Source organism: Mesorhizobium sp. LSHC412B00, assembly GCF_000503035.1.
Lineage (GTDB): Bacteria > Pseudomonadota > Alphaproteobacteria > Rhizobiales > Rhizobiaceae > Mesorhizobium.
This window is the reverse complement of the sequence record NZ_AYWB01000017.1, coordinates 56,783-69,089: the sequence shown is the minus strand read 5'-3', so window position 1 is coordinate 69,089 and position 12,307 is coordinate 56,783. Positions and strand designations below refer to the sequence as shown.

The 12,307-nt window shown below is 63.8% G+C and carries 9 protein-coding genes; 4 read left to right on the top strand and 5 right to left on the bottom strand.

The genetic code is table 11. From position 1 onward, the window contains the following. Positions 1-49: 49 nt before the first annotated feature. Both X757_RS141105 and X757_RS141110 read left to right on the top strand, forming a co-directional pair. Complete coding sequence (locus tag X757_RS141105; protein WP_023727405.1) at positions 50-1,645, top strand: ABC transporter substrate-binding protein; 1,596 nt, start codon at positions 50-52, stop codon at positions 1,643-1,645. Between the two features lie 94 nt (positions 1,646-1,739). After that, positions 1,740-3,335, top strand: coding sequence for an ABC transporter substrate-binding protein (locus X757_RS141110; RefSeq protein ID WP_023727404.1), 1,596 nt, complete (start codon positions 1,740-1,742; stop codon positions 3,333-3,335). 80 nt (positions 3,336-3,415) lie between these two features. On the opposite strand, the gene X757_RS141115 is transcribed toward X757_RS141110, so the two are convergent. Beyond that, entirely contained in the window at positions 3,416-4,870 is a 1,455-nt protein-coding gene (locus tag X757_RS141115; RefSeq protein ID WP_050593973.1) for an FAD/NAD(P)-binding protein, read from the bottom strand. 197 nt (positions 4,871-5,067) lie between these two features. Here X757_RS141115 and X757_RS141120 point away from each other — a divergent pair, with 197 nt between their 5' ends. After that, on the top strand, positions 5,068-6,426 hold the full coding sequence (locus tag X757_RS141120) for an LLM class flavin-dependent oxidoreductase (protein WP_023727402.1): 1,359 nt from the start codon (positions 5,068-5,070) through the stop codon (positions 6,424-6,426). Then, on the top strand, positions 6,423-7,514 hold the full coding sequence (locus tag X757_RS141125; protein ID WP_023727401.1) for a rhodanese-like domain-containing protein: 1,092 nt from the start codon (positions 6,423-6,425) through the stop codon (positions 7,512-7,514). The genes X757_RS141120 and X757_RS141125 overlap by 4 nt, the downstream gene beginning before the upstream one ends. Before the next feature lie 33 nt (positions 7,515-7,547). On the opposite strand, the gene X757_RS141130 is transcribed toward X757_RS141125, so the two are convergent. From X757_RS141130 to X757_RS141145, 4 genes are read right to left on the bottom strand one after another with little or no spacing between them, the layout of a single operon-like run. Continuing rightward, complete coding sequence (locus X757_RS141130; protein ID WP_023727400.1) at positions 7,548-8,810, bottom strand: NAD(P)/FAD-dependent oxidoreductase; 1,263 nt, start codon at positions 8,808-8,810, stop codon at positions 7,548-7,550. Positions 8,811-8,818: 8 nt separating this feature from the next. Then, entirely contained in the window at positions 8,819-10,036 is a 1,218-nt protein-coding gene (locus tag X757_RS141135) for an acyl-CoA dehydrogenase family protein (protein ID WP_023727399.1), read from the bottom strand. 15 nt (positions 10,037-10,051) lie between these two features. Continuing rightward, complete coding sequence (locus X757_RS141140; RefSeq protein WP_023727398.1) at positions 10,052-11,089, bottom strand: ABC transporter substrate-binding protein; 1,038 nt, start codon at positions 11,087-11,089, stop codon at positions 10,052-10,054. 9 nt (positions 11,090-11,098) lie between these two features. Next, positions 11,099-12,283, bottom strand: a complete 1,185-nt coding sequence (locus tag X757_RS141145; RefSeq protein ID WP_023727397.1) for an LLM class flavin-dependent oxidoreductase — start codon at positions 12,281-12,283, stop codon at positions 11,099-11,101. Positions 12,284-12,307 lie beyond the last annotated feature (24 nt).

Below are 12,307 nucleotides of genomic sequence, written 5' to 3'. Positions count from 1 at the left end.
GGAGTGCGTTCGGCCGCCGGATGCAATCCGTTTTCCGGAGCCCAAGACCATGTCTGTCAATCGTCGTCATTTCAACCAGCTCTTGCTGCTTGGGGGTGCGAGTTTCGCATTGCCCGGCCTTTCCTTTGCAGCCGAAGGCACGCCCGTTCAGGGCGGCACGCTCAACTGGGCCTACTATCCCGATCCGACGTCGCTGATCGCCATCAACACCTCGTCGGGCACCGGCCAGGCGATCGGCCCCAAGGTGAATGAAGGCCTGCTTGATTTCGCCTACGACCTCACCCCGAAACCGCTGCTGGCCACGGAGTGGTCGATCAGCGATGACGGCCTGCGCTACACCTTCAAGCTGCGCCAGGGTGTCAAGTGGCATGACAGCAAGGACTTCACCTCGGAAGATGTTGCCTTCACCATCTTCCGGCTGAAGGAGGCGCATCCGCGCGGCCGCATCACCTACCAGAACGTGACAGCGGTCGAGACGCCCGATCCGCACACCGCCATTGTCGTGCTTTCGAAGCCGGCGCCCTATCTGATCACGGCGCTGAGCAGTTCGGAATCACCGATCGTGCCGAAGCATGTCTACGAAACGTTCAAGCCGGCAGAACAGCCCAAGCTGGAACAGACGATCGGCACCGGCCCCTTCGTTCTCAAGGAATGGGTGCCCGGCAGCCATCTGATCTTCGATCGCAATCCGAACTATTGGGATGCGCCAAGGCCTTACCTCGACCGCGTCGTGCTGCATGTCATTCTCGACCCGGCGGCACGCTCGGCGGCTCTTGAAACCGGCGAGATCGATATCGGCGCCAATCCCGTGCCGCTGGCCGATATCGAGCGGCTGAAGGCCAACCCCGCTTTGGTCGTCGACACCAACACCTATGCCTATTCCGGCCCGCAGCAGCAATTGTTCTTCAACTACGAGAACGAAATCCTGACCAAGCGCGACGTGCGTCTGGCCATCGCCCACGCGATCGACCTGCAGAAGCTGGTCGACATTGCGCTCTATGGCTATGCGCAGGTATCGCCAAGTCCCATCAGCACGGCACTGCCCAAATGGTATGACCCCAGCATCAAGGCGCGCGAACCCGACCCCAAACTGGCGGAGAAACTGCTCGACGATGCCGGCCATCCGCGCGGCGCCGACGGCACGCGCTTTAAGCTCCGGCTCGCCTACAACGCGTTCCTGCCGGCGTCCTATGCCGATTTCATCAGGCAGTCGCTGGCAGTGGTCGGCATCGACGCCGAGATCCTGAAGCTCGATCTGTCGACGTTCCTGAAGACCGTCTACACCGACCGCGCCTGGGACCTGGTGGTTGAGTCGCTGTCGAACACCTTTGATCCGACGCTCGGCGTCCAGCGCGCCTACTGGTCGAAGAATTTCAAGATCGGCCTCGTCTTCTCCAACGCCAGCCACTATGCGAACCCCGAGGTCGACCAGATCCTCGAAGCCGCCGCAATCGAGCCCGACGAAACGAAACGGCGCGAGCTCTGGTACAAGTTCCAGCACATCATCCATGACGACGTGGTGTCGGTCGACCTCGTTGCGGCCGGTGCCCAGATTGTTGCCAACAAGAAGGTCAGGGATTTCTCACCCGGAGCGCAAGGCATCAACAACAGCTTCGCGCAGATCTGGCTCGCGCCAAACGCATAGGCGCTCGGATTGCCTTGCCTTGGATCGGTGCGTGAAACCACCGATCCCGACTTTTCCCCATAAAGACAAATCGCGCAAACGCGGAGTACCGACCATGACCATCAACCGACGCTTGTTCAATCAGTTCCTGCTGCTGGCCGGCGCGAGTACCGCCCTACCTGCCGGGGCCTTTGCCGAAGACGCCAAGCCGGTGGCGGGCGGCACGCTCAATTTCGTCTACTATCCCGAGCCCAACCAGATCGTTTCCATCAACACCAGCGCCGGTGGACCGGCCACCATCGGGCCGAAGATTTTCGACGGCCTGCTCGCCTACGACTACGACCTCAATCCAAGGCCGCAACTGGCCACCGAATGGTCGATCAGCGATGACGGGCTCGAATATGTCTTCAAGCTGCGGCCGGGGGTGAAATTCAGCGACGGCCATGATTTGACATCGCAAGACGTGGCCTTTTCGATCTCGCGGCTGCGTGAAGCGCATCCGCGTGGACGCATCACCTTCCAGAATGTCACCGACGTCGACACGTCGGATCCGCATGTGGTGAAAATCAAACTGTCTAAACCGTCCGCCGCGCTGATCTCGGGGCTGGCCGCGACGGAATCGCCCGTCGTGCCCAAGCACATCTACGAGAAGCTGAAGCCGGCGGACGATCCGTCCTTCGAGCAGATCATCGGCAGTGGACCGTTCGTGCTCAAGGAATGGGTCAAGGGCAGCCACATCATCGTCGAGAAGAACCCGACCTATTGGGATGCGCCAAAACCCTATCTCGACCGGATCATCTTCCGCTTCATCACCGATTCCGGCGCGCGCGCCGCGGCACTCGAGACGGGTGAAGTCGACATCGGCCCGAACCCGGTGGCGTTTGCCGATCTGGAGCGGTTCAAGGCGTTGCCGCAGTTCGTCGTCGATAGCACCGTCTTTGCCTATAGCGGCCCGCTGCACCAGCTGATCATCAACCTGGAAAACCCGATCCTGAAGGAGAAGAAGGTCCGTCAGGCAATCGCGCATGCCATCGATCTCGATGCGATCAATGCCATCGTGTTCTACGGCTATGGCCAGGTGTCGCCGACACCGATCAGCGTCGTCAACAAGAAGTATTTCGATCCCGATGTGAAGGCGGCGACCGTCGATACGGCGCTGTCGGAAAAACTGCTCGACGAGGCTGGCTTCAAGCGCGGAGCGGACGGCATCCGCTTCAAGCTCAGGCTCACCAACAATCCCTACAATCCGTGGGGCTATGCCGACTTCCTCAAACAGGCACTGGCCAAGATCGGCATCGACGCCGAGATCCAGAAATTCGACTTCGGCACCTATGTCAAAACCATCTACACGGATCGCACCTGGGACCTGTCGACGGAATCCTGCGGCAACATCTTCGACCCGAGCGCCGGTGCGCAACGGCTCTACTGGTCGCAGAACATCAAGATCGGACTGCCATTCTCCAACGGCGCGCACTACGAGAACCCTGAGGTCGACCGGCTGCTGGAGGCCGCATCGGTGGAGCTTGACGAGGCCAAGCGCAAGCAGCTGTTCTTCAGGTTCCAGGAGATCATCGCCGACGAGTTGCCGATCATCAATCTGATCGCACCGCCGACCATCATCATTGCCCGCAAGACCGTCAAGAATTACGCGCCGGGTGCTGAAGGCCTGTCGGCCAGTTTCGCAGACGCATATATCGATCCGAACGCCTGAACCCGGCGGACATCAGCAAGAAAAGGGGCCGCGTCTCGACGCGGCCCTTTTCGATTCTATTGTCTTGAGGTGCAGAACGGTCAGGCCAGAGCACGCAGCCTTGGGCTGGAGCCGACCAGAAGGCCGGCAAGGGCGATGGCTTGCGCTAGCTGTTCGCCGATGGAACTCGATTCCCAGGCGACGCCGCGCAGCGGATGGCCGATGGCAAACAGATTGCCGTGGGTCCTGCCGTCGCCGGAAATCACCTGGCCGTCATGCGTGGCGTCGATGCCGAACCCGGTCGCATGCGGCCTGACGATGCCGTTCTCCAGCAGGCTCTGGACAAACGGATCGGCGATCCGCCGCCAGTCATGCTCCTGATGGCCCCGGCAGTTGACGACACCGTCGAAACGCAGCCGTTCGACCGCGCCGCTATCGCGCCAGCGGATCTCGGCGACAATGCCGCCGGCTCGCGGATGCAGTGCCAGCACCCGTCCGGCGCCGCCCGCCCAACGGCCTTGGCTTTGCGCCAGTGCGACGCGCTCAAAGCTCGGCGGCGCCGCTCGATGCGCGGTGACGTCCCAGAAAGCGCGCAGATGGCGTGCGAACTTCAGGCGCTCCTTGTCGGTAGCGCCTTGCCACAGAGCCAGGATCCACGGCCGGATCGTCAAAGGCAGCCCTTGCCAGTCCAGCCCGGCGGCCTCGATGGCCCGGCGTTCGGCCTTTACCAAGGCAAGAAGCGCCCTCGTGGTTTTCGGCAGCGGCCGCCCGGTAAGAAAATCGCGCCACGCTTCGGTATTGCGCCGAGGTTCGACGATCTGTCCGCGCCGCGACACGACGCGATAGCTGCCCTTGAAGCCGCGCGCCTCCATGCTGGCGACGACGTCGACCATGCTGAGACTCGAGCCGATCAGCAGCAATTGCCTGCTGCCGGCAAGCCGGTCGAGCGCCGCCGGATTCCAGGGGTTGGCGACATAGCGGGGATCGCCGACGATGGCTGCTTCCGTGGCGGACGGCTCGCTCTGGAACACGCCGGTCGCCAGGACGACCTCATCGGCCAGCAATTGCTGGCCATCGCTGGTGCCGACGCAGACACCACATGGACCGGTCAGCATGTCTATTGCCGAGGCGTTGATGTGGCGCAATGAGGAACGCCCGTCCGCGTCTTTGGTCGCTCTCGTCAGTTCGGACTGGACATAGCTGCCGAACAGCCAACGCGGCGGACTGGAGTCCGGGACATCTGCGGGCGGCGCCCAGCCATGCTCCGGCCCATTCGCCATGAGCCAGCGAACGAGATGATCGGGGTCATCAGGATGCAGCGAGAAGATGCGCGCCGCGCCATTGACCAAATGTTGCGGGTCGATGGTGCTGTAGGCGACGCCGCGGCCGAGCTCGGCCCGGCGCTCGATGATGGTGATTGCCAGCGGCTCGGTCGAACGGTCGAGCAGCTTGATCGCGGTAACCGCGCCGGCAAAGCCGCCGCCAATGATGATGATTGAACGAGGGATCGAGCGCGAAGTGCTGATTAAAGGCTGGGAGGACGGGGTATGAAGCATCAAGGACCTTTGTGACGCCGACGGTGCGTGGCTCTAGCCGATCACTGCGGCGGCGACCATCGTGCTGTGCCCCAACCCGATGTCAAAAAACAATAATTGCCAGTCGGCGAAAGGCATTCTTTCGCGCAGTGGGGTTGGCAGGCGCTAGAGATGAAAACCATAGCGCGACCAGCCTGAGAACGCCACGAGAGCCGACCATGACTGAAGATCGAAAGATGAGGCTTGGCGCCTTTGTCCGAGGGCCTGGCCATCATGTCGCCGCTTGGCGCCATCCCGATGTGCCGGCCAATCCTGGCCTGAGCTTCCAGCACTATGCAGACGCCGCGCGCTCCGCCGAGCGCGGCCTGTTCGACATGGTGTTTCTTGCCGACAGCCTCAGCGCGCGCAATGGCGAGCAGCCGATCGAGACTTTCGAACGCACCGGCCATGTCGTGCATTTCGAGCCGCTGACGCTGTTGTCGGCGCTCTCGACCATCACGCGGAGGATTGGGCTGGTGGCAACCGCCTCGACCACCTATTGGGAGCCGTTCCACCTGGCGCGGCTGTTTGCCTCGATCGACCATCTGAGCGGCGGCAGGACAGGCTGGAACGTCGTCACCTCGGCCGACGCTCCGGCGGCGGCGAATTTCAGCCGCGACCAGCATCCCGTTCATGCCGACCGCTACGACCGCGCCGAGGAGTTCGTCGCCGTGGCGCAGAAGCTGTGGGACAGCTGGGACGACGATGCCTTCGTCGCCGACAAGGTTTCGGGGATCGCCATCGACCGGCATGGCATCCATGCGCCTGACCATGTCGGCCGGCATTTCCGCGTCAAAGGCCCGCTCAACGTCGCCCGCCCGCCGCAGGGCCACCCCGTCATCGTCCAGGCCGGTTCGTCCGATGCTGGCCAGCATTTTGCGGCGCGCACGGCGGAGGTGGTCTTCACCGCTCATCCGACCATCGACTCGGCGCGGGGTTTCTACAGCGAGCTGAAGGGCCGGCTGGGGTCGTTCGGCCGCTCCGCCGACAGCTTGAAGATCATGCCCGGCGTCTTCCCGGTCGTTGCGCCGACGCGCGCGGAAGCCGAAGACAAGTTCGACGCCATCCAACGGCTGGTCGATCCGGTGGTCGGCGTGGCGCTGGTTTCCGGACTGCTCGGTGGCGTCGATCTTTCCGGCCATCCGCTCGACGGGCCGTTGCCGGAACTCGGCAGTTCCGATGCGGTGAAGAGCCGCCTGAAAGTCGTTTCCGAATTGGCCGCGAGCCGGAACCTGACGATCCGGCAATTATATCTCGCCGTTGCCGGCGCGCGCGGCCATTTCCAGATCGTCGGCACGCCAAAAGATGTCGCCGACATGATGGAAGAGTGGTTCACCGGCGGTGCGGCGGACGGCTTCAACGTCATGCCGCCGATCCTGCCAACGGGCCTCACCGATTTCGTCGATCTCGTCATCCCGGAGCTGCAGCGGCGCGGCCTGTTCCGCACCGCTTACGAAGGCAGCACGCTGCGCGAGAATCTCGGCCTTGCGCGTCCGGTCCGTGGCGTTGCCGAACATCAGCAGAGGAAGGCCTCATGAGCGCGAGCACGATCGATTGGAAAATTTTTCGCCAATGGCTGGCCGATGGCGAGGAACTGGCGGTGCTGGATATCCGGGACAGAGCGGCAGTCGGATACGCGTCGCCGCTGTTTGCCACCAATCTGCCGGCGGATCACGTCGAAGCGGAGATCGACCGCTTCATCCCGCGCAAATCGGTGCGCACCGTGCTGGCCGATGACGGCAGCTGCGTTGCCGAGCAACTTGTCGAACGGTTGTCCGGGCATGGTCGCAGCCAGCTTTTCGCACTGGCCGGTGGAATTCCTGAATGGACGAAAGGCGGCGTGGACGGCTTGCCGACCTTCGACACGCCGGGCGTCGATTTTTCGCTGGCGATCCGCGACGAGAAGGGAACGCCGGTCATCACCGTAGACGAACTTGAAGCGCTCAAAGGCCAGGGCGCCGACGTGGTGATCCTCGACAGTCGAACGGTGGCGGAGTTCGACAAGGACCATGTGCCGGGCGCCATCAGCGTGCCGGGCGCCGAACTGGTGCTGCGCTTCGCCGACCTGGTGCCGTCGCCGGAGACGCAGGTGGTCGTCTCCTGCGCCGGCCTGCCGCGCGCCATCATCGGCGCGCAGACGCTGATCGACGCCGGCGTGCCCAACAAGGTCGCCTATCTGCACGACGGCACCAAGGCGTGGCGCGAGGCCGGCCTCGAGCTGGAAACCGGCAGGACCGCTGCCTATGGTCCGGCCAGCGAGGACGCCAAGCGTTTCGCCGGGGAGCACATCGCAAAGCTTGCCGAGGGCGACGGTTTTCCGCGCATCGATGCGGCGACGGCCGCAGCCTGGGCGAGGGACGACAAGCGGACAACCTACCTGCTTGACGTGCGTACGCCGGAAGAGTTCGCCGAAGCGCATATTCCGGGGTCGATCACGTCGGAGGGTGGGCAGTTGCTCGGGGTCGCCTATCGCACCATCGCCGTGCGCGGCGCCCGCATCGTGCTGATCGACGATCTGCTTGGCGTCCGCGCGGCGACGACGGCGCACTGGCTGCAGCGGCGCGGCTTCGAGATCGCCATCCTCTTGCACGACTTCCAGTCGGCGAGCCTGGTGGAAGCGGCGTAAGGTAGGAGCACTGTCAGGCGATTTTTCGGGCTGCTATTCGGCGGCTTCCTGTTGACGGCGGCGGCCTGAGAGCACGTTCTTCTGCATCGCCGTCAGCGAAGAACGCACGGCTTTGGCGCCGTGCTCCAGCAATCTGGCCTCGTAGTGCGACAGTGCCTGGAGAAGCGGCTTGTCGCCGCGTTTGGCGGCCACGAGTTCGGGCACCAGCAAGCCGGCGTCGTAGATCGCGGTGTTGCCGCCGAGCGCGCGGAAATAGGTCATGGCGTGGATGGCGTCGCCAAGCAGCGTGACCCGTTTCGTCGGCCATGGATCGACAGGCTCGGAGCTGTGGACATGCAGCAGCGCCACTGTCGACGGATCGGTGTGGCGGATGAGGTTGAGGATCTCCGGATGCCAGTGGCCGATCTTCGAAACCAGCAGGTCGAGCAGGTCGGCACCGGAGAGCTTTGCCAGCATTTCATCCGTGGCCAGCTCGCCCTTTTCGTATGCGGTGTTCCACCAGACATAGCTGGTGGTGTTGTTGAAATGGAAACCGGCAATGTCCTTGTGGGTGTCGTCGTCCAGCCCGATCAGCCCATATCTACGATAGGCCTCGACATTGACGCGATGGCTGGTGACCATCAGCCCGTGACCTTCCGACGGCCGGATGCCGGCATTGTAGTCGAGCAGCAGCGGCGAGATCTGGTGAAGGGCTGCGGCATGCAGCGTCATCTTGCCGGCCAAGCGCCTGACGCCGGTGTCGAAGCTTCGCGCATGCGGCACCAACTGCTGGCGCACGCGCGAGCGGGCGCCGTCGGCGCCGACCAGCACATCGGCATGGATTGTCGAGCCGTCCTCGAAATGCGCTGTTACCGAACCGTCCGGCTGCTCCTCGTAGCGTGAAAAGACCTTGCCATGGCGCACGACACCGTCGAGGCCGGACAGCAGCACCTGGCGCAGCGTGATGCGGCTCACCGACTTTTCGATATGCGTGTCGTCAACCTCGCCCTGCGCATTGCCGCCACCCCAGGCATCCTCGCCCAAGGTTTCGAAATTCTCGTCGAGCAGGATGTTGCGGTCCGGCGCCTGGCCGAGCGTGGCGACAAAGGCTTCGTAGAGTTCCGGCGGCAGATTGGCGATCAGCGAATCGATGCCGCGCTGGCGGATGCGCAGGCGGAAACCCTGGACATAGTCGGTGCGGGCGCGATCCTTCTCGAAGACGGCGACGCCGATGCCGTTCTTCTTCAGGCCCTGCGCCAGTGTCAGGCCGCCAGGGCCTCCACCGACGATGGCGACTTCGACATGTTCGGATGCCATGACGCCGCTCACCCGACCGCCTTGAGCCTGGGTTTGACAGCAACAGCCGGCGGCTCGGCTACCTGAGGGGCAGCGTGGCGGCTGAGCGCCGCTTTGGCGGCGATCGTGCGGATCATGTGGTTCTGTGGTGCATGCGAGCGCGCGGTCAGCGTATCGCGATGGTGGCGCTCGAGCTGGAAGTCTCTGTTGAGGCCGGGATTGCCGGCAAGCTCCAGCGCCAGCGAGGTGACGGCAACGGCATTGTCGATGACGACATGCCTGACCGTCATGCCGTCGGTGCCGACCGGTCGGCCGGCATCGACATCTTCGGCGAGCGAACGCAGCAGCCGCGTGCTGGTCGCAAGCCGAACCTCGATGTCGCCCAGCCCCGCCTGGATGTGCGGCACCGTCGATAGCGGCGCGCCGAGGCTCGCCGGCGCGTGCGTGGTGACGAAGGAGGCCAGCCGGTCACGGGCCGCGCGGGCCGCACCATGGTAGACAGCGCCGATCAGCGAAAAGAAGAACGCTGTCGGCCCTTCTTCACGCCTCAGCGGTTCAGACGCCGGCTGTGCCTCGGTAATGTCTTCGGCAGGCACCACGACATTGTCGAGGATGACATCGTCGCTGGCGGTGGCCCGCATGCCGGCGGCATTCCATGTCTTTTCGACGCGCAATCCCGGCGCATTGGTCGGCACCAGGAACGAGGCGAGGCGCGGTTGCGGCTCGTCGGTCAGCGCCAGCAAGTTCACCCATTTCAGAATGGGAATGCCGGTGACGTAATTCTTGTGGCCGGATATCCGCCAGACATTGCCGTCGCGCCGGGCAATGGTTTCGGGCGGCTTGCCATGAGCGGGCGAGCCGATCCCCGGCTCGGCCTGCGCGGCGTTGATCAAAGCAGGGCCGAGGCGGCCGGCCTCGACAATCCGCTGCACCAGATGGCGCGGCCATTTGCCGGATTTCCGCAGCGCGTACTGGCTGTTGTAATGCATGGCCAGCACCAGCGCCGTCGACGGCTCGCCACGGCCGATCTCGGCGATCACTGCCTGGGCTTCCATCAGCCCGCCACCGAGGCCCCCATGCTCGCGCGCCGTCACCAGGCCAAGCAGCCCGGCCTGGTGAAGCCGGTCGAAATTGGCGAACGGAAAATCCCCGGTCGCGTCGTGATGCGCGGCGGTCAGCGCGAAGTCGTTGGCAAGGCCGGCTGCCGTGTCGAGGAGTTGTGGAAACTCGGGAATGGTCGAGGTCATGAAGCTGGCTTCCTCTCAGGCGGCGGCGCGAATGGTCACCAGATCGAGCGGCCGGCGATCGACCCATTTCTCGACGTCGAAATCGCTGGCGAGAAAACCCCAGTCGCACAGGAAATCCTTGTAGTGGGAAACCGCCGCGATGAGCTCGGGCTGCAGCCCGAGGCCGAGATGTTTGTGGACATCCGGACCGTTGGCCGCCAGCACCTGCTCTTCGGTTGCGCCGGATTCGCGGGCAACGAAGCGCCGCGTCTCGTCGGGATGCGCCTCGGCCCAGGCGCTGGCGCGCAGGATCGTCTCGATCAGCCGAGCGACCAGATCGGGGCGTTCTTCGGCCAGCAAATCGTCGACGGTCAGCACGCGCGGCGAACCGGAATTGATGCGGATATTGGGCTCCGGGTGGAAGCCGAATTCGGCGACCTGGATGGCGCCGATCAGATTGGCGACATTGATGCCGGCCGTGCCCTTGACATAGATGGCGTCGACCTCGCCACGGATCAGGGCTGCTGCCTCCTCGCCATAGGCCTGCTTGCGCTTGAGGCCGAACAACGATGGCCCTTCCTGGCTGTCGAGCACACTGTCGGTCAGCGCGATGTCGACGATCTCGACGTCCGCATGGCTGAGGCCCTCGAGCGACAGCGCCGATACCAGGCCCTTCAGCGCCGTCGCCCGCATGAAGTCGACAATGCCTTCCGGACGCCGGGCGATGCCGAACCGGCGGCCTTTCAGATCCCAGGTTGTTCTGATGCCGGTGCCGGGCAAGGTGATGATCGCCTGGAACTCGTCCGTCCAGGTGATGCCGACGAGGCGCGTCTTGCGCCCTTCGGAGCGGGCACGGATCGGCGGCACGTTGCCGCCGTGGCGAAACGACCAGTCGAGCGTGTGGTTGAAATGGCTCTGGCGGATGTCGCGGTTGGGCGAGTCGATGATCGATTTCAATTCGATCCCTTCCTTGCGGAAGGTTTCGTCGAGAAGCCCGAGTTGTGCCGCAAGTCCGACAGGCGTCGGCACCGGGCAGCGTGTGTACCAGATTTCGGAGATCGCAGTCGTGGTCATGATTGCTCCTCAGGCGTTGCGCAGGCCGGCCTGCTTCATCAGCGGCAGGATGTTCTCGCCGAAGAATTCGAGATCCGGCTTGAAGTCGAAGAAGGACAGTTGCAGTCCGTCGATGCCGGCGTCCTTGAGCTTGACGAACTGGTCGACGATCTGCTCGGGCGTGCCGATGAGATAGATGTTGCCGCCGACCTTGGCGTAGGGATCGTCACGGCCTTCTCGACCTTTCCAGGCCTGGGCGTCGCTGTTGAAGGTCTGGAAGCCTTTCGGCGTGCGGCTGTCGGCATGGGCGACGATCTGGTCGGCGACCGCCCAGGCTTCCTTCTCGGTCGGACGGCTGATGACCAGCGGGTTGAGCAGCGTGCGCACGGTGCGGCCGACACCGAGGGCCGCGTCCTTTACCTTCTTGGTATGCGCCGGCAGCGCCTCCAGCGCGCTGGCTATGTCTGAGCCGGCCGGGCTGGTGACGAAGACGATGTCGGAGTAACGGCCGGCAAAGGAAATGCCGGCGTCGGAGCCGGTGGCGTTGACCAGGATCGGCCGGCCGTAATTCGGCTTCGGCGTGACAAAGCCGCCATTGAGCTTCCAGCTCGATTCTCCGGAGAAGGAGAAATTCTCGTCGTCCTGCCACAGCCGCTGCAGCACTTCGACAAACTCGGCGGCGAGTTCGTAGCGGCGGTCATGCTCGATGCGGTTCCAGCCGAACATCTCGTGTTCGACGGCGCGATGGCCGGTGACCACATTGATGCCCCAGCGGCCGCCGGAGATGTGGTCGAGAGTAGCGCCGAATTTCGCCAGATGCAGCGGATGCCACGGGCCGTAGAGAACATGCATGGTCGAGATCAGCATGATCCTCTTGGTGATCGCGGCCATGGCTGCGATGGACACGAAGCTGTCAAGCGCCTGGCCGTTGAAGACACCGCCATAACCACCCTTGGGCAGCCATTGGCTGAGCGCAAAGACAAGGTCGAAGCCAAGCTCTTCCGCCCTGAGCGTCAGGTCGCGATTGTAGTCGAAGCGCCAGTCGGTCGAACGCTCCAGGGTCGAGTTGGTCCAACCACCGGCCTGGATCGGCAGGAACAGCCCGAGCAGCACCGGCTGCTGAAGCGCTTTCGACAGCGGGCTGTCGGGATAATCGGTGGGCGCCCTGAAGAAGGGCGTGCCGACGATGGAACCAGGCTTATGGGCGAGCGTCATGGCGAACTTTCTCGGATGGAGGCA

Coding starts and splice junctions, on each gene's coding strand:
- X757_RS141130 (WP_023727400.1), bottom strand. CDS start 8,810: ATGGCATCCGAACATGTCGAAGTCGCCATCGTCGGTGGAGGCCCTGGC.
- X757_RS141110 (WP_023727404.1), top strand. CDS start 1,740: ATGACCATCAACCGACGCTTGTTCAATCAGTTCCTGCTGCTGGCCGGC.
- X757_RS141115 (WP_050593973.1), bottom strand. CDS start 4,870: ATGCTTCATACCCCGTCCTCCCAGCCTTTAATCAGCACTTCGCGCTCG.
- X757_RS141105 (WP_023727405.1), top strand. CDS start 50: ATGTCTGTCAATCGTCGTCATTTCAACCAGCTCTTGCTGCTTGGGGGT.
- X757_RS141135 (WP_023727399.1), bottom strand. CDS start 10,036: ATGACCTCGACCATTCCCGAGTTTCCACAACTCCTCGACACGGCAGCC.
- X757_RS141145 (WP_023727397.1), bottom strand. CDS start 12,283: ATGACGCTCGCCCATAAGCCTGGTTCCATCGTCGGCACGCCCTTCTTC.
- X757_RS141140 (WP_023727398.1), bottom strand. CDS start 11,089: ATGACCACGACTGCGATCTCCGAAATCTGGTACACACGCTGCCCGGTG.
- X757_RS141120 (WP_023727402.1), top strand. CDS start 5,068: ATGACTGAAGATCGAAAGATGAGGCTTGGCGCCTTTGTCCGAGGGCCT.
- X757_RS141125 (WP_023727401.1), top strand. CDS start 6,423: ATGAGCGCGAGCACGATCGATTGGAAAATTTTTCGCCAATGGCTGGCC.